This is a genomic window from Fructobacillus sp. EFB-N1, from assembly GCF_001038455.1.
GTDB classification, from domain to species: domain Bacteria; phylum Bacillota; class Bacilli; order Lactobacillales; family Lactobacillaceae; genus Fructobacillus; species Fructobacillus cardui.
The window spans coordinates 17,107-40,797 of the sequence record NZ_LDUY01000007.1; the positions used below are offsets into that span (position 1 = coordinate 17,107).

26 protein-coding genes are annotated in these 23,691 nt (G+C 45.7%); 23 read left to right on the top strand and 3 right to left on the bottom strand.

Going from position 1 to position 23,691, the window contains the following annotated elements; all coding sequences use genetic code 11:
* Positions 1-11 precede the first annotated feature (11 nt).
* From dltA to FEFB_RS02385, 10 genes are all read left to right on the top strand, one after another.
* The gene (dltA, locus tag FEFB_RS02340) at positions 12-1,541 is read left to right on the top strand and encodes a D-alanine--poly(phosphoribitol) ligase subunit DltA (protein WP_047974648.1); all 1,530 of its coding nucleotides are present in this window, start codon (positions 12-14) and stop codon (positions 1,539-1,541) included.
* Positions 1,534-2,745, top strand: a complete 1,212-nt coding sequence (gene dltB / locus FEFB_RS02345) for a D-alanyl-lipoteichoic acid biosynthesis protein DltB (protein WP_047974649.1) — start codon at positions 1,534-1,536, stop codon at positions 2,743-2,745. The genes dltA and dltB overlap by 8 nt, the downstream gene beginning before the upstream one ends.
* 15 nt (positions 2,746-2,760) lie before the next feature.
* Complete coding sequence (dltC, locus tag FEFB_RS02350; RefSeq protein ID WP_047974650.1) at positions 2,761-2,997, top strand: D-alanine--poly(phosphoribitol) ligase subunit DltC; 237 nt, start codon at positions 2,761-2,763, stop codon at positions 2,995-2,997.
* A gap of 6 nt (positions 2,998-3,003) precedes the next feature.
* Positions 3,004-4,290, top strand: coding sequence for a D-alanyl-lipoteichoic acid biosynthesis protein DltD (dltD, locus tag FEFB_RS02355; RefSeq protein WP_047974651.1), 1,287 nt, complete (start codon positions 3,004-3,006; stop codon positions 4,288-4,290).
* Between the two features lie 59 nt (positions 4,291-4,349).
* Positions 4,350-4,754, top strand: coding sequence for a holo-ACP synthase (gene acpS, locus FEFB_RS02360; RefSeq protein ID WP_047974652.1), 405 nt, complete (start codon positions 4,350-4,352; stop codon positions 4,752-4,754).
* 2 nt (positions 4,755-4,756) lie between these two features.
* Positions 4,757-5,905 carry an alanine racemase gene (gene alr / locus FEFB_RS02365; protein ID WP_047974653.1) on the top strand — a complete coding sequence of 383 codons (1,149 nt, stop codon included), beginning with the start codon at positions 4,757-4,759 and terminating at the stop codon, positions 5,903-5,905.
* Between the two features lie 57 nt (positions 5,906-5,962).
* Entirely contained in the window at positions 5,963-6,328 is a 366-nt protein-coding gene (locus tag FEFB_RS02370; RefSeq protein ID WP_047974654.1) for a type II toxin-antitoxin system PemK/MazF family toxin, read from the top strand.
* A 199-nt stretch (positions 6,329-6,527) separates the two neighbouring features.
* On the top strand, positions 6,528-7,226 hold the full coding sequence (locus FEFB_RS02375) for a response regulator transcription factor (protein ID WP_047974655.1): 699 nt from the start codon (positions 6,528-6,530) through the stop codon (positions 7,224-7,226).
* A complete protein-coding gene (locus FEFB_RS02380) occupies positions 7,210-8,526 on the top strand; it encodes a cell wall metabolism sensor histidine kinase WalK (RefSeq protein ID WP_047974656.1) in 1,317 nt (438 codons plus the stop codon). Before FEFB_RS02375 ends, FEFB_RS02380 begins: the two co-directional genes overlap by 17 nt.
* Before the next feature lie 43 nt (positions 8,527-8,569).
* Positions 8,570-9,427, top strand: a complete 858-nt coding sequence (locus FEFB_RS02385) for a S1C family serine protease (RefSeq protein WP_047974657.1) — start codon at positions 8,570-8,572, stop codon at positions 9,425-9,427.
* 94 nt (positions 9,428-9,521) lie between these two features.
* Here the strand turns inward: FEFB_RS02385 and FEFB_RS02390 are convergent, their stop codons facing one another.
* Positions 9,522-9,851 (bottom strand): thioredoxin family protein, encoded by a 330-nt coding sequence (locus FEFB_RS02390; RefSeq protein ID WP_047974658.1) that lies wholly within the window; start codon positions 9,849-9,851, stop codon positions 9,522-9,524.
* A gap of 108 nt (positions 9,852-9,959) precedes the next feature.
* Between FEFB_RS02390 and FEFB_RS02395 the strand changes: the two genes are divergently transcribed.
* Both FEFB_RS02395 and FEFB_RS02400 read left to right on the top strand, forming a co-directional pair.
* Complete coding sequence (locus FEFB_RS02395; protein WP_047974659.1) at positions 9,960-10,703, top strand: methylenetetrahydrofolate reductase; 744 nt, start codon at positions 9,960-9,962, stop codon at positions 10,701-10,703.
* Positions 10,704-10,825: 122 nt separating this feature from the next.
* Entirely contained in the window at positions 10,826-12,670 is a 1,845-nt protein-coding gene (locus FEFB_RS02400; protein WP_047974660.1) for an APC family permease, read from the top strand.
* 77 nt (positions 12,671-12,747) lie between these two features.
* Here FEFB_RS02400 and FEFB_RS02405 read toward each other — a convergent pair whose 3' ends face one another.
* Together FEFB_RS02405 and FEFB_RS02410 are read right to left on the bottom strand one after the other, a co-directional pair.
* On the bottom strand, positions 12,748-13,479 hold the full coding sequence (locus FEFB_RS02405; RefSeq protein WP_047974661.1) for a type 1 glutamine amidotransferase: 732 nt from the start codon (positions 13,477-13,479) through the stop codon (positions 12,748-12,750).
* The gene (locus FEFB_RS02410) at positions 13,479-14,837 is read right to left on the bottom strand and encodes a Mur ligase family protein (protein WP_047974662.1); all 1,359 of its coding nucleotides are present in this window, start codon (positions 14,835-14,837) and stop codon (positions 13,479-13,481) included. Before FEFB_RS02410 ends, FEFB_RS02405 begins: the two co-directional genes overlap by 1 nt.
* Positions 14,838-14,977: 140 nt before the next feature.
* On the opposite strand from FEFB_RS02410, the gene FEFB_RS02415 reads away from it, so the two are divergent.
* The 11 genes from FEFB_RS02415 to FEFB_RS02465 all read left to right on the top strand — a co-directional run bounded on the left by FEFB_RS02415 (position 14,978) and on the right by FEFB_RS02465 (position 23,690).
* Positions 14,978-15,568: a thymidine kinase gene (locus tag FEFB_RS02415; RefSeq protein WP_047974663.1), complete on the top strand. Its 591-nt coding sequence runs from the start codon at positions 14,978-14,980 to the stop codon at positions 15,566-15,568.
* Positions 15,569-15,577: 9 nt separating this feature from the next.
* Positions 15,578-16,657, top strand: coding sequence for a peptide chain release factor 1 (gene prfA / locus FEFB_RS02420; protein ID WP_047974664.1), 1,080 nt, complete (start codon positions 15,578-15,580; stop codon positions 16,655-16,657).
* A complete protein-coding gene (gene prmC / locus FEFB_RS02425; protein ID WP_047974665.1) occupies positions 16,657-17,592 on the top strand; it encodes a peptide chain release factor N(5)-glutamine methyltransferase in 936 nt (311 codons plus the stop codon). Before prfA ends, prmC begins: the two co-directional genes overlap by 1 nt.
* On the top strand, positions 17,589-18,599 hold the full coding sequence (locus tag FEFB_RS02430) for an L-threonylcarbamoyladenylate synthase (protein ID WP_047974666.1): 1,011 nt from the start codon (positions 17,589-17,591) through the stop codon (positions 18,597-18,599). Before prmC ends, FEFB_RS02430 begins: the two co-directional genes overlap by 4 nt.
* Positions 18,600-18,681: 82 nt before the next feature.
* On the top strand, positions 18,682-18,951 hold the full coding sequence (locus FEFB_RS02435; RefSeq protein WP_047974667.1) for a phosphocarrier protein HPr: 270 nt from the start codon (positions 18,682-18,684) through the stop codon (positions 18,949-18,951).
* Between the two features lie 135 nt (positions 18,952-19,086).
* A complete protein-coding gene (gene tsaB, locus FEFB_RS02440) occupies positions 19,087-19,872 on the top strand; it encodes a tRNA (adenosine(37)-N6)-threonylcarbamoyltransferase complex dimerization subunit type 1 TsaB (RefSeq protein WP_047974668.1) in 786 nt (261 codons plus the stop codon).
* Positions 19,856-20,407, top strand: a complete 552-nt coding sequence (gene rimI, locus FEFB_RS02445; protein ID WP_047974669.1) for a ribosomal protein S18-alanine N-acetyltransferase — start codon at positions 19,856-19,858, stop codon at positions 20,405-20,407. Before tsaB ends, rimI begins: the two co-directional genes overlap by 17 nt.
* A complete protein-coding gene (locus FEFB_RS08220; protein WP_053068924.1) occupies positions 20,397-20,873 on the top strand; it encodes a GNAT family N-acetyltransferase in 477 nt (158 codons plus the stop codon). The genes rimI and FEFB_RS08220 overlap by 11 nt, the downstream gene beginning before the upstream one ends.
* Positions 20,870-21,904, top strand: a complete 1,035-nt coding sequence (gene tsaD, locus FEFB_RS02455; RefSeq protein WP_047974670.1) for a tRNA (adenosine(37)-N6)-threonylcarbamoyltransferase complex transferase subunit TsaD — start codon at positions 20,870-20,872, stop codon at positions 21,902-21,904. The genes FEFB_RS08220 and tsaD overlap by 4 nt, the downstream gene beginning before the upstream one ends.
* A 93-nt stretch (positions 21,905-21,997) precedes the next feature.
* Positions 21,998-22,645, top strand: a complete 648-nt coding sequence (locus FEFB_RS02460) for a redox-sensing transcriptional repressor Rex (RefSeq protein ID WP_047974671.1) — start codon at positions 21,998-22,000, stop codon at positions 22,643-22,645.
* Between the two features lie 4 nt (positions 22,646-22,649).
* Entirely contained in the window at positions 22,650-23,690 is a 1,041-nt protein-coding gene (locus FEFB_RS02465; protein ID WP_047974672.1) for a peptidoglycan bridge formation glycyltransferase FemA/FemB family protein, read from the top strand.
* Position 23,691 lies beyond the last annotated feature (1 nt).

A 23,691-nucleotide genomic window follows, 5' to 3' on the forward strand; every position in this document is an offset into this window, starting at 1 on the left:
GGAAGCGACAAATGATTGATAACATTTACAAAAATATTGATGCCTATGCAGTAGAAAATCCTGATGCGATTGCCTACGATGGCTTGGGCCATACTTATACTTACGGCGATTTGAAGTCATACTCTGACTCGTTGGCCGCCTACTTAGATGAGCAAAACTTGCCTGACAAGTCACCAATTATGGTTTTTGGTGGTCACCAATTTGAAATGGTAGCTGCTTTCTTAGCTGCTGTAAAATCAGGCCACGCCTATGCGCCGGTTGACAAGGACTCTGCCAAGGATCGAATCGAAAACATCTTGGAAATTGGTCAACCCTCAGCAGTGATTGCTTTGGATGAATTGCCATTGCCAATCGATTCTGTTCCTGTCTTCCAGGGCGAAGAATTGCAAGCAGCCTTTACTGCTAAGAAGTCATACGAGTTAACGCATCCGGCTTTGGGCGATGATAATTACTACATTATCTTTACTTCTGGTACGACTGGTAAGCCAAAGGGTGTTCAGATTTCACATAAGAACGCCTTGTCTTATTTGAACTGGCTTTTCTCTGATGAATTTGATTTGCATCATGGTGACAATGTCTTGACACAGACGCCATTCTCATTTGACGTTTCTGTTATGTCATGGGGTGGTTCACTGTTGATGGGTGGCGTGATGAAGCCATTGTCAAAAGAAATTGCCGATGACTTCAAGCAACTCTTTACGGTTTTGCCAGAAATGGACTTGGACTTGTGGGTTTCAACACCTTCATTTGTCAACGTTGCTTTATTGAGTCCGGATTTTAAGCAAGAAAATTACCCTCGCTTGAAGAAGTTCTTGTTCTGTGGAGAAGTTTTGACAGCAACAACTTCTAAGAAGTTGCGCGAACGCTTCCCAGATGCCCGAATCTTCAATACTTACGGACCAACGGAAGCAACTGTTGCCGTATCAGCCATTGAAATCACGGACGCAGTCTTGGCCAAGTACGACAAGTTGCCAATCGGTTACATGCAACCTGAAATGAAAGCAACCATCATGGATCAAGACGGAACGGTCTTGCCAATTGATGAATCAGGTGAAATTGTTTTGTCTGGTGCAGCCGTTTCAAAGGGTTACTTAAACAACCCTGAAAAGACGAAGGCCGCTTTCTTAACGGTTGACGGTCAACCAGGATATAAGACTGGTGACTTGGGTTACATGGACAAAGACGGCTTGTTGCACTACAAGGGTCGTGTGGACTTCCAAATCAAGTTGCATGGTTTCCGAATCGAATTGGAAGAAGTCGCTCAGCACTTCTTGAAGTCTCAGTGGGTTGAACAGGCTGCTGCCGTTCCTCGCTACGATGCAGATGGCGAAGTTAAGCAACTTTTGGCCATTGTTGTTCCAAAGAAGAACGACTTTGAAAAGCCAATGGATTTGACGAACGCTATTAAGGCTGATTTAAAGGACATCATCATGCCGTACATGATGCCATCACGGTTTATCTACCGCGATGCCATGCCTTTGACACCAAATGGTAAGGTAAACTTAAAGGGCCTGATTGCTGAGGTGAATGGCAATGCCTAATCTACAACCCTATGCTGATCCGACCTATTTCTTTTACCTTCTAGTGGCTTTAGCGCCACTGGCAATTGGCCTTTACTTTGGTAAGCGCTTTGTCTGGTATGAGATTTTGGTCTCTTTGGCTTTTATCTTTTTCATTTTCGATACTGGTCACTATGTGAACCAGGGAATTGCGATACTAGTTTATAGTATCTGGCAGTTCTGTCTCGTGTCCTTTTATTCGGCTTATCGTAAAACAAAGAATGCTAACTGGGTTTTCTACTTAATGGTAGCATTGTCAATTTTGCCAATTACAATGGTGCGCTTCGGTGCCATTGGCGTTTTCAAGCCTGAGTTCACTCTGCTTGGTTTCTTAGGAATTTCTTATTTGACTTTTCGCTCAACAGGGATGATTATTGAGACGCGGGATGGTGCCATTAAAGAGTTTAAGCCAATCATGTTTTTGCGTTTCATGCTCTTTATGCCAACCCTGTCATCAGGTCCAATTGATCGTTACACGCGCTTTGCCGGCGATGCTGGTTCGGTGCCAGAGCGAACGGACTACATTGACATGCTGAGCTACGCAGTCAAGTCTTACTTCTTAGGCTTTGTCTACAAGTTCATCTTGTCTTATTATTTCGGTCAAATCGTCTATCCATTCTTTCAAAGTTTGGCAATGGGCGACAACCATCACGGCTTTTCCTGGTGGTTGATTGGTGTGGCCTATTCCTATGGTATGTATTTGTTCTTTGACTTTGCGGGTTATTCTCGCTTTGCCATAGCTACATCATATGTTATGGGGATTAAGTCACCAATAAACTTTAACCAACCTTACCGGGCCCATAACATCAAGGACTTTTGGAATCGTTGGCATATGTCGTTGTCATTTTGGTTCCGAGACTTCGTCTTCATGCGTTTCTCCTTCATGGTGATGCGTAAGAAGTGGATTAAGAGCCGGACGACTGTTTCAAATGTTGGCTATTTGGTCAACATGATGGTCATGGGTCTTTGGCATGGATTGACATGGTATTATATCGTTTATGCTTTGCTGCATGGAACGGGAATGATTGTCAACGACGCCTGGTTGCGCTTTAAAAAGAAGCATCGTGACCAAATCCCACATAACAAATTCACGGAATTGTTCGCCATCTTCTTGACCTTCAACTTCGTGATGTTAACATTCTTGGTATTCTGTGGATTCTTAGATAAGTTCTGGTTCCACCACTAATAGAGGAGAAATATAATGGACGTAAAAGCAGGCGTATTAGAAGTTTTGAACAACATCATTGGGGAAGACTTGTCTTCACAAATGGACGAAAACCTATTTGATTCAGGGTTGTTGGATTCAATGGCTACTGTTGAATTGTTGTTGGACCTGGAAAACAAGTTCGGTATTCAAGCACCCGTTTCAGAATTTAACCGTGAAGACTGGGACACAGCAAATAAGATTATTGCTAAAGTAGAATCATTGTTGGGATAAAACCTCATGACTAACAAGAAAAAATTGTGGCAGATCTTTGGCCCGGTGCTTGCAGCACTGGCACTTATCGGCCTGGTCTTTTTTCTGCCATTCCCGCTGAATCATTATAGTCAGCAGGACTTGAGAGAAGCTTCTGTTTCTTTCTCAAGCCAAATCGTTAAAGGGGAAGCGGTTAAAGACGCTGCCTTTAGTGACAAAAAAGTAAATTATATTCCTTTCTTTGGTTCATCAGAATTATCTCGTTTTGATTCTTTGCATCCATCTGTTTTGGCTGAAAAGTATAACCGTTCTTATCGACCATTTATGCTGGGTAAGGCGGGATCTGAATCAATGGTTCATTTCTTGAATATGCAAGAGATGCCCAAAGCCTTGGATCATAAGAAGGCAGTCTTTGTGATTTCACCACAGTGGTTCACCAAGACCGGCTCAACGGATGCGTTCTCAATCTTCTATTCACCACTACAAGTGGTTGATTGGTTGTTGAACATGGACAAACCAAGCCAAACTGATCAATTTATGGCCCAGGCCGTGTTGAAGCAGTCTTTGGTGCGTGACAAGCCGATGTTTAACCGGCTGTTACACAGCGTAGAAGATGGTCAGGGTCCAAGTTCAGCTGATAAATCAGCCTTGCGCTTCCAGCATAAGATTTTGTCACGACAGGATGCCTTGTTCTCAAACTTTGAAACAAGCCATAACTACAAGAACCAAGTGATGAAGTATGCTAAGGACTTGCCTAACCAGTATCAAGAGCAAACTTTGAACCAAATTGGTTTTGAACAGGGTGAAAAGAACACCGGTTCAAACCGCTTTAGGATTAAGAACTCGTTCTATCGTACTCGTGTTTGGGCTGACCAGAAGATGCTCAAGGATGCTCAGGTCAACTATGACTACCGTCAATCAGTTGAATACGCATACTTTCAGGCGGTTTTGGAAAACTTTGCCAAGAACCATACTGATGTCGAATTCGTCATTACACCTGTTAATCAACGTTGGGCTGCTTACACTGGTTTGTCAGATAAGATGTACTACCAGGCGGTTGATAAGATTAAGTATCAGTTGCAAAGCCAAGGCTTTAACAACATTGCTGATTTGTCACGCCGTGGTGGGGAGGACTTCTTCATGCAGGATACCATTCACATTGGTTGGCGTGGTTGGCTGGCATTAGATCAGTATTTGAATCCATTCTTGTCTGGTAAGTACCAGGATAACGACTACAAGATCAACAACAACTTCTTGTCAAAGGAATGGCAGAACTTTAAGCCACAAGATCAAGAACTACAAACCTTTTCATAAAAAGTTAGAGGATTGACACATTCTGTGTTGATTCTCTTTTTTTTTGATAAAATGGAGGTATGATTATCGGAATCGGAAACGACATGGAGTCCATTAGCCGAATTGAAGGCGTATTGTCTAGACGACCAAACTTCTTGTCGACAATCTTAACGCCAGCTGAGCAAGAGGCGGTTCAAAAGCGGACGGGCAAGCATTACTTAGAGTTTGTTGCGGGTCGTTTTTCAGCCAAGGAAGCCTATGCCAAGGCATTGGGGACCGGGATTGGCCGCGATGTGTCTTGGCAGGATATTTCAATCCTTAATGCCAAATCAGGCCGACCAATTATGAAGGTTGTTGGACAAAAAAATCGAATTGAAGTTGCCATTACCCATAGTGGCGACTACGTTAGCACAGTTGTTACGATTGAAAGAGTTGGCTGGTTACAACGCCTCACGGCTCATTTTATTGGTAGAAAAGAGAAATAGACATGAATGATGATCCATTTTCTAGGCGAGGAGCGGCACTCTTCGTTTCAGCAGCAGCGCTGGTTCATAATGCCAAAACAATTATGGCTCACGCAAAAGCCAAGCGCTTAATTGCCGTTATTAAGGCCAATGCCTATGGGCATGGTGCCAATTGGGCCGCGACAGTTTTGGCGAGTCAAGCAGACGTTCACGACTTTGCTGTGGCAACGGTCGATGAAGGACTTTCCGTCCGTCAGGTTTTACCGAAAAAAAGTGACCAGATTGTCCTCCTTGGCGTACAAAACGTTGATTTGGCACCAGTGATGGCGGAAAACTATCTCGCACCGGCTGTTGGCAACCTGGATTGGTTACTGGCTGCAAGAGACCTTTTACAAGCTAGCGAAAGGTCACTGCCACCTTTGCGAGTCCATCTGGCGATTGATACCGGCATGGGTCGAATGGGTGCCAAGACGAAGGCTGATTTGTCATCGATGTATCAGTTCGTCATGGGTGAGGATGCCTTTGAACTGGCGGGGGTTTTCACGCACTTTGCTACGGCAGATGACCAAAACCAGGCTTACTATGACCAGCAGAAGGTTGATTTCTTAGCACAGGTTACGGCCTTGGATATCGATTCCAAGTACTGGCATGTTGCGAACTCTGGTTCGGCACTCTTCCATTTTGATGAAATTCCAACCGAAACGATTCGCGTTGGTTCGGCCCTTTATGGTTATAATCCGGCCTATCCAGCCAAGAAAACTGACCTGCCATTGCAACCGGTAGCGACCTTTAAAGCTAAAATTTGGGGTGTTCATCAGCTGTTGGCTGGTGAGGCAGTTTCCTACGGAGCAACCTATGTAGCACAAGAAGACCAGTGGGTTGGAACAGTGCCGATTGGCTATGCCGACGGTTATCATCGAACGCTTGCGGGTATGACCGTTTTGGTCAACGGTCATAAAGAGCGAGTCCTTGGCCGGGTCACAATGGATCAAATTATTGTTTCATTGAGTAAGCCTGTTCCAATCAATACGGATGTGATTCTATTTGGTCAAGATGGCCAAGGAAAAATCAGTATTGAGGAACTGGCTGAATATGGTCAAAGTATCCCGCATGAAGTGCTCACTGGAATCGGGTCACGAATTCCACGTATCATTGAAGATGAACAAGCGTAACAAAGAGTATATGAAGTGACAAAATAGGGCAAATTGCCCATACATAAGAGGATAGACATGACAGCAGATTATGAAAACGTTCGCCGTGGCGATGTTTTTTATGCCGATTTAAAACAGGGTATTGGCTCCGAACAGTCCGGCTTACGCCCAGTTTTAGTGGTACAAAATGATATGGGCAACATGAACGCCCCAACCACGATTGTGGTTGCCATTACTTCCAAGATGGCTAAGCCCAAGTTGCCGACACATATTTCACTACCGGCGGCAATTAGCGGTATTAAACGGGATTCCATTATTTTAGCCGAACAAATCAGAACCATCGATAAGCACCGTTTGCGCGACCGCATTGCCCACATTGACCAGCAAGATGGTTTGATGAAGGCGGTGGCAAAGGCCTTGAAAATTAGTATTGGCTTGGCCTAAAATTTTTTAGATGATTGCCTTTTAGCAGGCGTCAACCACCGTTAGCAATGATTATCGCTTGTTAGCCTGATTAACGAGGGCATCATCTTCGCTAGACCATGGTAAAGGCCTTTTAATATGACCTTAATCTGTTGTTGCTAAAGTAATATTACTGATAAGACATTTTAACGGGCACTGACTGCCCCAAAGGAGAAGGACTATGGCCAAAGCGATTAAAATCTTGTTAATTGAAGATGATAAGAATCTGGCCGATAATATTGTCGGCTTTTTGGAAGACTTTGCCGATGTCACAGCGGTGACGGATGGCCAAGATGGTGAATATGAAGGAAAAGAAGTTCCTTACGATTTAATTATTTCTGATTTGATGTTGCCGGGTGAAAATGGCCTGGAAATCATCAAGAACCTACGGGATGACAAAGTGGATACCCCTGTTCTGATTTTAACGGCGAAGGCATCTTTGGACGATAAAATTGAAGGCTTCAACGTTGGGGCCGATGACTATTTGACCAAGCCTTTCCACCGGGAAGAATTATTGGTTCGAGTAAAGGCGCTCTTGCGTCGAACGGGTGTCTATTCCGAAGATAACACGATTACGGTCGGTGAACTAACGATTAACTTAGAAAATCGTGGTGTCCAGGTTCACGGTCAAAGTGTTAAATTAGTTGGGAAGGAATTCGATATTTTGACCTATTTGGGTCAAAACAAGAATATCATCGTGACCCGTGACCAAATTTTTGATCGTGTTTGGGGAATCGATTCTGATACCACGATTAACGTGGTCAATATTTATTTGAATAATCTGCGCCGAAAACTTGAGGCAGTTGGCCAGGGCGGGCTAATTAAGACGCTCCGTAACATTGGTTTTATACTCGAGGTACCGGATGCCAAGACTGATTAATCGCAAACAACAAATTGATAATTTCTCAACGTTGGCCTTGGGTCTAATGGTCATTTTTGGCTTTTTGGCCGGGGTCATTTTTTGGGTTTATACCTTCACGATTTACGATAGCTCTGACAAGGTCATTAACCAGTATGTGGAATACTATCAACGGAATAATTGGTTGGATGAAGGCGTCTCTGCTAAGCAAAAGATGCTGACGGCTGACTCTATGCGTCATATGCCAGAAGATTTTCGTGGAAACTTCTTGTACTATGATGACAAGGGGAAGGAAATTGAAAATCAGACAAATAATAATGGTTCCAAAAATGTCTTAACGAGGCGTTTTGGTCTGAAGTTTGATACCGGTGATTTGAACTTAGCACCCAGGACAGTTCACGTTAATAAGACATATCTGCGAATTCAAGCCGTTAAATTCAAGCCGAACACGGTCTTAGTACCAGATGGCCAAGGTTTGAAATCGGCTACCTATGGTTACGTCTTTGTTGATGTCACGGATACTGTGTTGAATTTGAAAAAATTCCAGGACGTGATGGTTTGGTCCTTTGTTTCGGCCTTTATCTTTGCCTTGTTCTTTGCCTTCTTTATTGCACGACAAAGTATGAAGCCAATCTTAAAGGCCTGGGATCAGCAACAAGACTTCGTTAATAACGCTGCCCACGAATTGCGGACACCGATGTCGGTTATTCAAGGGAAGCTGGAAACGATGCTGACCAAGCCGGATAATACAATTCGTCAGCAGTCCGAAGCCATTATCCTGTCGCTATCGGAAGTCAGACGGTTAAATTCCTTAACCAATAATATGTTAACCTTGGCGAAAACCGGGTCAAACATGACCAAGATTGAAAGGGAAAAAACTGATGTCGGGCAGTTCTTGAAGCAAATTTTGTCCCCCTACGTTGAAATGGGGGAAATTTCCGACAAAAAGGTGGTTATCCACAATGCTGTTCGTCAGGAAGTCGAAATTGATCAAAAACGGATTCACCAATTATTGGTACTGTTAATGGATAACGCACTCAAGTATTCGGACGATGGTGCTACCGTGACAGTTTCGGCTGCGATTGAGAAAAAACGTTTAGCACTTTCGGTTGCCGACACTGGCCGGGGCATTTCAGCTGATGCGAAAAAGCATATTTTTGACCGCTTTTACCGCGAGGATAAAACTGGAAACCGGGAAACTGGTGGTACTGGTTTGGGTCTTTCCATTGCAGAATGGATAGTTGCTGCCCATAATGGTAAGATAACCGTAAGCGATAATGAACCAAAGGGAACAATTTTTAAGGTGATCCTTCCACTTTAAGTGTGGTGTAAAAATCAGAAAATATTGAAAGGAAAGTTGCTGGATGATTCGTAAAAGAGTACACGCTTTTACTACTATGATAGTGGCTGCCTTTGTAATCGGAGCATTGCTGGTGTGGTTTAGTTCCTCACCAGGATCTTGGTATCAAAGTCAGTTGGCACAAGCCACCCATACAAATGCTGCCGGGACGGCAACGGTGGCCAAAACTGCCTATACAAGCAATGATCAGGCAACTAGTGCGTACAACAAAGTTAAAGATGCCGTCGTGACGGTGCAGAATTTACAAAAATCAGCTGCACTAAGCGATGGTGCATCAGTCTTTGATGACCAAACAAAGGATAAGCAGCAAACCGATTATGAGACAGCAGCCCAGGGATCAGGCGTTGTTGTTAAGATTGGAAAGGATACTGCTGATATCGTGACGAATAACCACGTGATTGAAGGTTCAGCAGCCATCCAGGTCGTTGATGCTAACGGTCAAAAGGCCGAAGCAACTGTTATTAAAACAGATACGGCCAAGGATTTAGCCTTGATTCGCGTGAAGTCAACCGCCTTTAAGCAGGTTGCTAAGCTAGCGGATAGCTCGTCTTTGAAGTCCGGTCAACAGGTGCTGGCTCTTGGATCGCCATTGGGAGCAGCCTATGCCTCAACGATGACGAAGGGTATTATTTCGTCACCAAACCGGATGCTAGCAATTTCACAGACCAATAATCAAAACGTCCAAGTTATCCAAACAGATGCGGCCATTAACCCTGGTAATTCAGGTGGGGCCTTAATTAATTTGGATGGGGAGGTCGTCGGCATTAGTTCAGCCAAGATTTCGGCTGGTGCTGCTGATACCAATATTGAAGGAATGGGCTTTGCTATTCCAGCTAATACGGTGGCTGCTTTTATTAAATAAAAACTGCTCCATACTAGTTAGTACTGAGCAGTTAAAAATGATTAAAAAGAAAACCAAGCCTTTTGGCTTGGTTTTTTGTTAGAATGAAGTTGACTTATTGAAGGGTTCCTTCATACCAGTCAGTTACTTGCTTTGGTGTTAGGCGTTCTCCGTGACCAATTTGGTCAACCTTCTTGCCATCAACAAAGAGGACAAAAGAAGGAATACCTCGTAAACCATAGCTTGTTGCTAGGTCCAAGTTGTCATCGCGGTCGGCGTCAATCCAACCAGCTGTCTTAGAAACTTCATCCTTGATTCCTTGAACGAAAGGTTTGATTACCTTGCAATCACCACACCAGTCGGCAGATAAGAACATTAGCTGCCGGCCGGGTTGGTCAATAAAGGTTTGAATTTCTTCGTTTGTGTGTTTTTCAGGTTGGTACATGGGATTGACCTCCGTTATTTTTCATCTATTATAGCATGAAAATCAGGATTAAGAAAATTGGCCTAGTTGTAATCGTGTCGTTATTTGAAAGCAAAATAAGGAAAACTAATGCAGTCAGTAACTGATTTTTACCAAGACCATCGAGGACCGGTGATTTCACAGGAATTAACCATCAAAAATGGCTTGAAAAGTGCCTGTGCCCGAAATCAGGCACAGTATTTTAGCCTGGCCAACCAAGGCCAAACGGATCACGATTGGCAGACCCTTTTGAAGACAGCAACGAAAGTTCAGCTGACAACGAAAAAACCGGTGATGGTTCACGTTCGGGCTAAAGATGTTCAGCCCGACCAAGTGAAATCAACTTTTCACCACCTGTTGGACCTGGAATTAAACAATTTTCTGCTGGTGACTGGGGATAAGCTGGCAGATAGCAATGGGTTTTCATCAGCTCAAGAGTTGCTAGTGGCCACTGGCCAAACCGGGTTAGCGAAGCTAAGCTTGGCGACAACTTTAGACGTCAACCAGGTTGCTAACCACGGTGTTGCCTGGGTGGTTAACCAGACTTTGGCTAAGGACAGGGCTGGGGCGAAAGTTTTGATTAGCCAAATCTTCTTTGACGTGGATAACTTTTTGGCGGTTCAAGAGGGTTTGAAGATGGGCGGATCGGATTTGATCTTAGTGGCGGGTATCCTTCATTATCCTAGCCAAAATCAGCTTGACTGGGTTCAACGAGTCTTACGTCTGACTGTCCCTGATGATTGGCGAGAAAATCCTGATTTGGCCAGCGCCCGTTTAGTTGCAGATTTAACTGACGGCCAGGCGGCAGGGATTCACTATTTTGCTAATTTTTAAGTGCTTAGGAGGGCTCTTTTGGACGCAGAAGGGTTGAATCGTGGAAAAAAAGATGATGAATGGCTATTTTTCTTCTTCATTCCAAGGTACAATGGTTTGATTACAACGATTTGGAGACAACCATGTTTAGAAACGTGAAGCGGTTTGTAATTGGCAAGCCGTTGAAAACATTAGAAGCGTCCGACCAGGCTTTGTCAAAGTCCAAGGCCTTGGCCCTTCTATCATCTGACGCCCTTTCATCCGTTGCTTATGGGACGGAATCGATTACAGCGGTTTTGCTAGCCGGTGGTGCAGTGGCCCTTTGGCTGCAATTGCCGATTGCGCTCTTAATCTTGCTACTCTTAGCGGCCATTGTTTTGTCTTACCGGCAAATTATCCATGCCTATCCGAACGGTGGTGGTGCTTATACGGTTGCTAGTAAGAATTGGGGCCCCAAGGTTGGCCTCGTAGCTGGTGGCTCATTGTTAGTTGACTATATGTTAACGGTTGCGGTGTCGGCATCGGCTGCTGCTGATGCGATTACAGCCGCTATCCCGAGTTTGCTGCCTTTTGCTGTTCCGCTTTCGTTGGTGATTATCCTGATTTTAACTGCTTTAAACCTTCGTGGTTTGCGTGAATCGGCTAACTTTTTGATGATTCCGGTCTACTTCTTTATCGTCATTATGGCGGCGACGGTTGGTTATGGTCTCTTTCAGGCCGCAACCGGGGCGATTGCCTACCATGCTGCCGCAAAAATCGGCACTGATTTTTCGGCTTTATCGCTCATCTTCTTTTTGCGTGCCTTTTCATCCGGTTCATCTTCACTAACAGGGGTGGAAGCCATCTCAAATGCGGTGCCAAACTTTAAGGCACCCAAGGAAAAACACGCGGCTGCCACTTTGACGATGATGGCCTTAATCTTGGCTAGTTTCTTTTTGGGCATTACTTTTTTGTCTTACTGGTATGGCATTGTGCCAAACAGCCATTCGACGGTTTTGTCGCAAATTGCCGCCATTACCTATGGCGGTCATGGTCTAGGCTTTTATTTGGTTCAATCAGCCACAACGCTGATTTTAGCAGTGGCGGCCAATACTGGCTTTTCGGCTTTCCCCGTCTTGGCTGTGAACTTAGCCAAGGATAAGTACCTGCCACACCTCTTTATGGACCAGGGTGACCGGTTGGGCTATTCAAATGGTATTTTGTCGTTGTCCTTTGGGGCCATGATTTTGACCGTGATTTTTCATGGATCGACCGACGCCTTGATTCCGCTGTATGCAGTTGGGGTTTTCGTACCTTTTACGCTGTCTCAGTCGGGGATGATTATCCATTGGTGGCGGTTGAAGCCAAAGTTTTGGTGGGGGAAGGCGGCTATTAATTTCCTTGGTGCCTTTATGTCGGCTGCCTTGGTCATCGTCTTATTTGCGACCCGATTAACCCATGTTTGGCCGTACTTGATTATCATGCCAGCGGTCTTGACCGTATTCTTTAAAATTAGGAAGCACTACGATGCGGTTTCCAAGCAATTACGTTTACAGTATCTCGACCAAAAGGAACAAAAGCACCTAGAATATGCTGGCTCGACAGCAATTGTCCTTGTTTCCAACTTAACGCAGGTAACGGCTGAGGCCATCGACTATGCGCAATCCGTTGCGACCAAGGTAGTGGCCATGCACGTTTCCTTTGATATTAATCCTGCCAAGGAAGAAAAAATTGCTAAGCAGTTTGCGGCTAATTTCCCAGACGTCCGTTATGTCGATGTGCATTCTTCTTACCGGTCAATCGTCAAGCCAGTGGTTGGCTTTGTAACCAAGGTTTCGCATCAATCTGAAAAGATTAATCATTCGGTAACGGTCATTATTCCACAGTTCGTACCGAAGAAGCCTTGGCAAAATATTTTGCATAATCAGTCTTCACTGCGGTTGCGAGCAGCCTTATCGGCCATGGATAATATCTCGATTTCGACCTATTATTATCATCTTTCAGAATAAAAATCAGCTAGTCAATCATCGCGATGATTGGTGAAAAAAAGCCTCCAAATTTTTGGAGGCTTTTGTATTGCTGATTTTTAGAAAGTTTCGGTAGGGACTTGATTTAACTTAGCTTGCCAATTAATGTCTGGATACTTACGAGACAAGGCTGTTGCCAAGACACGCTTGGCCAGGTTACCATTACGGGTGAAGATTGGGCCGTGGAAGTAAGAACCGTAAACGTTGTGATAAATCACGCCCTCGGTCTTGTCCATGCCATTATTGCCTTGGCCGGTGGTGACGGTTCCCAAGGCCTTCTCACCCTTGCCCAAGAATGTCCGACCCTGGTGGTTTTCAAAGCCGTGGTATTCTTCGCCGGTTTCGTTATTTTTGATGACGATATTACCAGTTAGTCGGCTACCATTGAGGGTTTTAACCTGGTCATCAGTCATATTAGTGGTGTAGTGGTCCATGACCCCGATACCATCGACTTTGGTCCCATCGGCCATTTCCATATAATGACCTAGGAGCTGGAAACCACCGCAGACGGCTAAAAGTGGACCATCGTTTTCGATGTATTCTTTTAGGCCATCAGCCTTGGCTTTCAAATCGTTAGCCACGATAGTTTCTTCGTAGTCCTGGCCTCCGCCAAAGAGGACAAAGTCGTAAGCTTTGGGATTGAAGTCCTCATTGAGCGAAACGAGGCGGTCGTCAACGTCGACGCCAATTTGCTTGGCATAGTAACGCAGGGCAATGATGTTACCGTAGTCACCATAGGTGTTCATTAAATCACCGTAGAGGTGGGCTAGTTCGAGTGTGTAGTCAGCCATTAATATTCCTCCTGAATGTAACCATGGTTTTTTAAGACGGCTCGAATTTGGAGCATCGCCGTGTAAGTAGCGGCCAGATAAATCTTTTTAGTTGGTGCCTGGTCGATTGCTTTTAGGATATCTTCCGTCTTTTGGTAGGTGCCATCGAGGTCAAAACCGGCCATCTTCAAGCGGACAGTGATGTCCTTGTAGCGTTCACCGCCGGTTGATAAGGAGGCTAATCTTGAGTCATGGAGGCGTTCGAATTCAGCGTCCCAAATCCAAGAAGTATCAATTCCATCCGCATAATTGGCATTGAGCAACGTAATTAAAGTGAAGGGATCTTTTTCCGTTTCCATCATATCGATAACGGAGTTTGTCCCAACGGGATTTTTGATGAGCAAAATCGTGACATCCTTGCTATCGACATTAAGTGATTCCTGGCGACCGAAAACCTGCTTATCTTCTTCAAAGGCCTTCTTAATATCTGCAGGGCTGACATCAAAGGTCCGGCCAACAGCATAGGCTGCCAATGCATTGTAGATGTTGTAGAGGCCACCAATGGCAATCTTGTAAGATGTGCCATCGAGGTCAAAGGCAGAAGACTTTGGTGTTAACTCGTTTAATGCCGTTACAGCATAGTCGAGTTTGGGACGCTTGAAACCGTCGGTTGTTGAAAAATAGCGGCCGAGGTTCGCGTAAGTAATGAAGTCATAGTGGAGGACGGAGTTGTCCGTTGGGGAAAGGATACCATCCGTATTTGTTGGTGCCTTCAAGTCTTTAAAATCAGCTTCCTTGACGTTGTCAAAGCCATAATAAATCCGCTGATTTGAGTAAGAACCGCGAGCAAAGATGGGCGAATCAGCGTTGGTAATCACCGTTGCGTTTGGTGCCTGGTTAATGCCGGCGATAATCTTATCGTAAGTGGAATAAATTTCACCGTAGCGGTCGAGTTGGTCGCGGAAGAGGTTGGTGAGAACAAAGTATTTTGGTTCAATGGCCTTTGCCAAAGACAAAACATTGGCTTCATCAACCTCCAAGACCGCAACCGGTTTTTTCCCATTGGGTGATGGCTTCACCTTTGTTGTTAGAAGCGTACCGACAATTCCCTGGACCATGTTGGAACCAGATGGGTTGGTCACTACTGTGTAACCGCCGGCCCGTAAAACCCGGGTAATCAAAGCGGTTGTCAACGTTTTTCCATTTGTCCCCGTGACAATGACTAGGTCAAATTCTTTTTCAATGGTCTGTAAAACTTCTGGATCAATCTTAACGGCTAGCTTGCCGGGCAAAGAAGTGCCACCGCGCTTTAAGATGTTGCGGAGCAAAAAATGACTACTTTTGGCCGTAAATTTGGCTAACTGACTTTTTACTGACATAAAAAAGTCCCCCTTTTTCTAAACTCTTATTTTACCATGCACCTGGCGAATTTTCCCTAAAATGGTCTAGGCAGTCGAGTTATGATTAAAAAATTGCTATAATAGATTGATAGAATAGATGGAAGAAGTGAGGCGAAAACGTGGCACAACTGTACTTTGAATATGGGGCGATGGGCTCTGGCAAATCAATTGAAATTTTGAAAGTCGCTCATAATTATGAATCTCAAGACAAAGAGGTCTTGTTGCTAACGCCCTTAGTGGATGACCGCGATGGGATTGGCGTGATTGCCTCACGAATTGGGTTAAAGCGACCAGCGACGGTTGTGGCCGAGGATGAAAATCTCTATAAAATGATTAGGGCCCGCAAGAACGATAAATTAGCGGCTGTCTTGGTTGATGAGGCGCAATTTTTAAGGGCGAATCAGGTCGATCAATTGGCCTACGTAGTCGATGATTTAAACTTGCCTGTGATGGCCTTTGGCCTCAAGCAGGATGCCTTTAACCACCTGTTTGAAGGGTCACGTCGCTTGTTGGAGACTGCCGATAAGCTTGAAGAGATGAAAACGATTTGCTCGTTTTGTGGTAAAAAGGCAACGACCCAACTGCGAATTGCCAATGGCCAACCGCAGTATTCTGGTAACCAGGTGCAAATCGGGGGGGATGAGTCTTACTTGCCAACCTGCCGCAAACATTGGTACCACCCAATTTTAGAAATGATTCCAAATAATTAAGGAGACACGATGGATCCGATATTTTCACAATTACAAGCGGTCGTGGACCATTACGATGAATTGAATCAAATGCTAGCCGATCCCGAAGTCATGAGCGATTCAAAGAATTACATGGCGCTGTCAAAAGAAGCGGGTGGCATTCGCGAAACGGTTGAAACATTCAAGCGCTACCAACAGGTCGTCAACGACTTGCTTGAGGCCGAAGAACTCTTAGGGGATGCTGAAATGGGTGAATTAGCCAAGGAAGATCTGGCGACACTCAAACCTGAAAAGGCCGAACTAGAGGAAAAGCTAAAGGTCTTGATGTTGCCCACTGACCCCAACGATGATAAAAACATCATTATGGAAATTCGTGGTGCTGCGGGTGGGGATGAGTCGTCCTTGTTTGCGGCTGATTTGCTAGGAATGTACCGCCGTTACGCTGAAAATCAGGGCTGGTCATTGCAGATTGTTGATGAAACGACAACTGAAGTTGGTGGCTATAAGGAAGTCGTGGCGATGATTGTTGGTAACAACGTTTATTCAAAGTTGAAATTTGAATCGGGTGCCCACCGTGTGCAACGAGTGCCATCAACGGAAACACAAGGCCGAATCCACACCTCAACTGCTACGGTCGGTGTGATGCCAGAGTTCGAAGAAGTCGATGCAGAAGGATTAATTGATCCAAAAGATGTCCGTGAGGATGTTTACCGGTCATCTGGTGCCGGTGGTCAGCACGTTAACAAGACGTCTTCAGCGATTCGCTTGACCCACGAACCAACAGGGATTACGGTGGCCATGCAAGACGAACGGTCCCAGCAACAAAACCGAGCCCGGGCCTGGAAAATTTTGAACGCCCGTGTTTACGACCACTTTGCCCAGGAAAACGAGGCGGAGTATGCCGAACAGCGGAAAACTGCTGTCGGATCTGGGGCTCGTTCCGAACGAATTCGAACTTATAACTACCCACAAAACCGGGTGACAGACCACCGCATTGGCTTGACTTTGAATAAGTTGGACCGGATTATTGCCGGTGACTTAGATGAAATCATTGATGCTTTGGTCTTAGCCGAACAAACAGCTAAGCTGGCGGAGTTAAATCAGCAATAATGACACAAGAAAAAACTGACTGGCAACAGACACATCGCCCAAATCAGGCAGGCTCCGAAAAAACGGTTCAGATTTCACTTTTAGAAGCGCGCAAGTGGGCGCTCAAGGAACTGGCGGCGGCCGGTTTGGATGCAGACGAGGCGAGTGATAACGTTGACTTTCTTTTAACAGGCGCTTTGAAAGTGAACTACGGGATGCTACGGGCCAACCTAACCCGGCAAATGCACCCCTGGTTAACCAAGCGCTGGCCAACATGGATTGCCCAGTTGCTCAAGGGCGTTCCTGCCCAGTATGTTCTCGGGCAGGCACCCTTTTATGGTCGCGAGTTCGTGGTTGATGACCGGGTCTTGATTCCCCGTCCAGAAACGGAACTATTGGTTGACTGGGTTTTGAGCGATTTGAAGGCTAAGGGTGAGCAGGCCCCGACCATTTTAGACGTTGGGACAGGGTCTGGCGCGATTATCTTGACGTTGGCTCAGGAGTTACCAGACGTTCGAGGAATTGGCCTTGATATTTCGTTGGATGCTTTGGCAGTGGCCAAGAAAAACCGCCACCAATTCGAATTGGCGAATCGCGTTGGCTTGATGCATTCCGACCTTTTTACAGCGGTGGCCGACCAACGCTTTGACGTTATCGTTTCTAACCCGCCTTATATCCGACCGGATGGACAGGAAGAAATGGATAAATCAGTGGTGGCCTTCGAGCCTGATTTGGCCTTGTACGCCCCAAATGGTGGCAAAGCCCTCTATGAACGAATGGCGCATGGCTTAGAAAAACAGCTGACGCCAGGCGGGGTAGCCTACTTTGAAATCGGCTATGATCAAGGCGAAGCGTTAACTAAGGTCTTCCAAGACCAATTACCAACAGCAACAGTGACATTGAAGCAGGATTTAGCCGGTCTTGACCGGATGATCCGGGTACAGTTAAAAAAATGAAAACGAAAGAATTACAAAACAATAGTACAGATATCACAGAGGCAGCAGCGCTGATTCAGGCGGGTGAGGTGGTTGCCTTTCCAACTGAAACAGTTTATGGTTTGGGCGCGGATGCTACCAACGACGAAGCCGTCCAAGCTGTCTTTACGGCAAAGGGTCGGCCAGCCGATAATCCGTTGATTATGACGATTGGGGATGCGAGCCAATTGTCCGCTTACGTTGAGGTTTCTCACCAAGCAAGACAGTTGATGAACACGTTTTGGCCGGGTTCGTTGACCATTATTTTACCGATTAAGGAAAATGCAGTTTCGATGCTGGTGACGGGTGGCCTCCAAACGGCGGCCGTTCGCATGCCGGATAACCAAGCAACGCGGGCAATGATCCGCCAGGCGGGGACCCCAATTGTTGGTCCATCTGCCAACCTTTCTGGCAAGCCATCACCAACGACGGCCGCACACGTTCATCATGATATGGATGGGAAGATTGCTGCTGTTTTGGATGATGGTCCAACCCAAGTGGGCTTGGAATCAACAGTCATCGATTTAACGGCGGCCGAGCCCACCATTTTGCGTACGGGAGCCGTTAGCCAAAAGATGTTAACAGTGGTCTTGGGCAAGCAAGTCATCGATGGAACTAGTCAAAAGTCCTTGGCGGCCGATGAAACACCAAAGGCTCCGGGGATGAAGTACCGGCATTATGCACCAGATAAGCCAGTGATTGTCTTTGATCCATTGGATTTCAATGACCTCAAGGAAAGCCTGGTAGAGGGCGACGCTGTCTTGGCTTCAGAGGAGCTGTTGGCAGAATTACCAAAAACCGTGCCATCGTGGTCTCTAGGAGCTGATTTGGCCAGTGCGAGTGAAAACCTCTTTGCTGGGTTGCGCTACTTTGATGACAAAGGTACAGTTAATAAAATTTATGCCCAGGTGATGCCGGACATCGATTTGGGTAAGGCATATAACAATCGGTTAGGCAAAGCTAGTGGTGGCCAGCGATTTGCTCTGTAATAAAAGAGATTTACCTTGCTATTTTGTAAGCGCTTTGATAAACTAAAACTGAATAAAAGACTTTTCCAAAAAGGAGAATATTATGGCAGAAACGCAAGAGTTCAACATCATTTCAGAGACAGGGATTCATGCCCGTCCAGCTACTTTATTAGTACAGGCAGCTTCAAAGTTTGTTTCAGAAGTTACCTTGTCATACCAAGGCAAGGAAGTTAATTTGAAGTCAATCATGGGTGTGATGTCACTCGGTGTTGGCCATGGTGCAGACGTGACTATCAAGGCTGATGGTGACGATGCAAAGGATGCCTTGGCAGCAGTGGCAAAGGTCATGAAGGATGAGGGCTTGGTTAAGTAACCAAAGCTGATTTTAGATTATTTTCGACGAAAGGTCGCACTTTGGCGGCTTTTTTTATTTGAATTAAGAATGATTTTTAGTAAAATGAAGAAAAGTATCGATGTTAATTGGCGTCGATGACACGGGAGGGCTTTCATGAATATTCTGGTGATTGATACAAGTAACCAACCACTGCTCGTCGGCTTAGGCCAAGACGGCCAATTACTCGACACATTCCAAACGGATAAGCCAAAAAATCATTCAATTGATCTTTTGCCAGCGATTAAGTCGCTTCTAGCGGCTCAAGAGTTAACGGTACAAGATATTGATCAAATTGCTGTTGCCAAGGGACCGGGATCCTTCACCGGCCTACGAATTGGACTGACTGTCGGCAAGGTTTTAGCGGACACGTTAAATAAGCCGCTCTTGGCGATTTCGTCTTTGCAAAGTTTGGCCAAGCAAGTGCAATTGAAGCAGCAATCTGGCATTCTTGCAGCTGAGGATTCAACGGTGCAAAATCCTCATCCGGGTAAGCTAACCAAGGACACGGTTGTGTTGGCTCTCTTTGATGCGCGCAATCAAAATGTTTTCGCTGGTGCTTATTTGGGCGATACAGTTGTGTTAGAAGATGGCCATTATCCATTAGAAGAGGTCTTGGACCTTGTCAGCCAGGTGGCCGAGCCGGTAGTTGTGGTTGGGGATGGTTTACATTTCCAAGATACAATTGAAGAAGCCTTATCAAATCAGCCCCTCACAATTTTGGACCATGACCAGTCATTACCAACGGGGACTGGGCTGTTGGCCTTGGCGCAAACGGCTACCCCCGTGGAAAATATCGATGACTTGACGCCATCGTACTTAAGAAAAACCCAGGCGGAATTAAACTGGGAACAAAATCATCAAGACGACGGGCAGGACAAACCCTATGTTTTTAAAGTTTAAGAAAAGACTGAAAGCGCGGCCGGTCGCCCAGACCTTGGTCGATTTTCCTGGTGAGACTTTTGAAGCAGCTGGGGAAGAATTATTATTACGAGTAGCAACTGTTTCTGATATTCCCGGACTTGTCGCGATTCAAGAGGCAGTCTACAATGGCTATGCCCCATGGGTTTCGCGCGATTTCTACCATGAATTAACCCAAGAAAAGGATCGATTATACTTGGTCGCTTTGAGAAAGGACCAGGTCATTGCCTTTATTGCTTTGGTCAAGCGTGATTTGGTTTCTGATTTACATATTGCCAATATCGCCGTATTGCCGGTTTGGCAGGGACAACAGGTTGGCTCGTATTTGATTAACACGGCGAAGGCAGTTGCGCGTGAAATCGGCTTAAAGGAGCTTTCCTTGGAAGCAAGACGGTCAAATACTGGTGCCTTGGCACTCTACGACCGTCATGGTTTTACGGTTGTGGATGTTTTGGAACATTACTATATTGATAACCAGGAAGATGCAATTTCAATGGTGCTCGACCTTGAACATTAAAACAGCAATAATCGATGATAGTCTAAGAATCCACCAAATCGCTTTGGCGGCTTTTTCAAGGGACCAGGTGCCAAAGCGGTTGATTGATGAGCAATTGGCCGCTGGGCGGGTGACCTATTTATTAGCAGAAACCGATGCACAGGCGCCCGCCAAAGCTGATTTATTAGATGAAGGGACCGTCGAAGGCACCCAAGTTGTCGGCTTTTTATCTTACCGTGCCATCTTGGATGAGGTGGACCTCTCTTTTTTGGCCGTTGATCCGGCTTTCCAGGGGCAGGGAATCGCTCGCGAATTAATGCAGGCTTTCTGTGAGCAAAATAACGAGCGAAAGGCCTATTTGGAAGTTGCTGAAAACAATGTTTCTGCCCGGCGGCTGTATGAAAAATTTGGCTTTGAAATTTATGCCCGTCGTGATGGTTATTACCATGATGGCCAAACAGCCATCCTAATGGAGAAGAATTTATGACAACTTTAATTGCCTTTGAATCAAGTGCTGACGAGACCTCAGTGGCCGTTGTCAAGGACGGCAAGACCGTCTTGAGCAATGCGGTGGCGACTCAGATTAATTCGCACCAACGTTTTGGTGGCATCGTGCCGGAGGTTGCTTCCCGCCACCACCTAGAATGGATTACGAAGACCTTAGACATCGCCTTAGCGGATGCAAAGGTTCAACCAGAAGACCTCGACGGTGTCGCCGTGACCTACGGCCCAGGATTGGTTGGCTCCTTGTTAGTTGGCTTGATGGGGGCGAAAACCTTTGCAATGGCCCATGACCTGCCGCTGATTCCGGTCAACCACTTGGCTGGTCACATTGCTGCCGCTAATTTTAACCAGCCAATTGTCTTTCCGGCTTTGGCATTGATGGTTTCCGGTGGCCATACGGAATTGGTCTTGATGGAAGAACCCAATGATTTTCATATTCTGGGTGAGACCTTTGACGATGCGGCCGGTGAATCCTATGATAAAGTTGGTCGGTTGCTGAATTTGCCATATCCTGCTGGGAAGGCAATTGATGAATTGGCTCATAAGGGGCAGGTCACCATCGATTTTCCGCAGGCGATGGCCAAAGAGGCAGGTTATGACTTTTCATTTTCCGGTTTAAAATCAGCGGTCATCAACCAAGTTCATAACGCCGAGCAACGTGGTGAAACGATCAAGGAAGAGGACCTTGCGGCTTCTTTCCAGGCAGCGGTGATTAAGGCACTGGTTGGTCGCACAAAACGGGCCTTGACTGATTTTCCAGTGAAGTCGCTGGTTCTAGCTGGTGGCGTCGCTGCTAACAGCGGATTGCGTGCTGCGTTAACTGATTTAATGGCTGATTTTCCTGCCGTTGACTTTATCCCAGTACCCAAGCAGTATACTGGCGATAATGCAGCCATGATTGGCGCAGCGGGCTATTGGAACTACCAAGACAAGATTTTTTCTGATCTTGATTTGAACACAAATCCTGGCCTTGATTTTCCATTAGCAGACCTCAACCAGCAGGATAATGAATAAAAATATTTGTGAAAAATGAGCGAATAGATAGGAAAAACCACAATCTATGCTATAATAAATATAATTTAGTTCACAAAGTGAAATGGAGACGCCATGGACGAGCAAGCAAAGATTCCACGAGCAACCGCCAAGCGGTTGCCCATCTACTACCGTTATTTAACGTTTTTAAATGATGCCGGCACCAACCGGATTTCTTCTGCTGAATTGGCTGAAGCAACCAAGTTTGATGCGGCAACAATTCGCCGTGATTTTTCATATTTTGGTGCTTTAGGCAAACGTGGCTATGGTTACGACGTTGAGGCCTTGTTAGAATTTTTTGCCAAGGTTTTGGACCAAAATTCATTGATTAACGTGGCTTTGATTGGGGTTGGCCATTTGGGCCAGGCTCTTTTGAACTTCAACTTCCACCAATCGTCAAACATGCGGATTGCCGCTGCCTTTGATATTAATGAAAACCGGGGCAAGATTTTGTCTGGGGTACCAATTTATGACATGAGTGAATTGGAAGAGCAAATCAAAGCCCAACGGATTAACATCGCCATCTTGACGGTACCACAAGGTGTTGCCCAGGAAATTACGGACACCTTGGTAGCCGCTGGGGTCAAGGGGATTATGAATTTCACGCCGTTGCGGGTTTCCGTACCAAAGGGTGTTCGGGTTCAAAACGTTGATTTGACTAACGAACTCCAAACGTTGGTTTATTTTATTCAGAACTACGCCTCAATTACGACGGGAAAGTAAGGATATGACGGTCTTAGATTTAACACAGCCAAGTCAGGTACAAAGATACCAAGACTTTGTTAGGACAGCGGCTAAAGGCCAAGTGACCCAGGACCCACTCTGGGGTGATTTGAAGGCTAATTGGGGCCACTTATACCTCTATCATGAAAATCAGGATGGCGACATTGATGCCGCAATGGCGGTCTTGACTGTTGAAGCCGTACCTGGAAAATTGTTGGCATATTGCCCAAAGGGACCTGTTGCTGACGTGACCAACGTTGGCTTGGTTAAGGAATTGGTTCAAGAAGCGTTGGCTAATTTGCCAGAAAACGTCTTTTTGGTTCGAATGGATCCGGAAGTGCTCTACAACCAAGACTTGGATCAGGCTTACCAAGATGCTGGCTTTGTGACCCGGAATGTTAAAGTCGAGAATATGCATGGCAACATTCAACCACGTAAAAACGTGGTTTTGTTCTATGATGGTCGAGGCGAAGGGGCACAACCAATCACTGATGAAGCCAGTTTGATGAAGCACTTCAAAAGCGATTATCGCAATCAAATTCGGCGGGCCATCAAGGATGGGGTCACCGTTACCTCTGGTCGTAGTAAGGAAGACATTGAGGCTTTCTATAAGACCTATACGATGATGGCCAAGGCTCAGGGAATCACCCACCGGCCAATCGAATACTTTTACCGCATGCAAGAACTGTGGGTTGATTCTGATTTGTTCCGGGTTTTCTTGGCACATTATGACGGCCAAGTGATTGCGGCTGGAATTGGCTTTGGTTACGGGGAAAAGATTTGGTATATGTATGCCGGATCAAACCGTGAATTTGCCAAGCACTATGGTCCCTACCTCGTGCAGTGGGAAATGCTGAAGTGGGGGCTTTCCTTAGGGAAGGTTGCTTATGATTTCGGCGGTGTTGGCGAATTTGACCACACTGACGGTCTTTATAAGTTTAAGCACGGCTTTGCCTACCATGACCCACAGGTTGCCTATATTGGGGAGCTGGATTGGGTTGTCGACCAGGTAGCCTATCAAAAATACTTAGAACAATTTGCCTAGC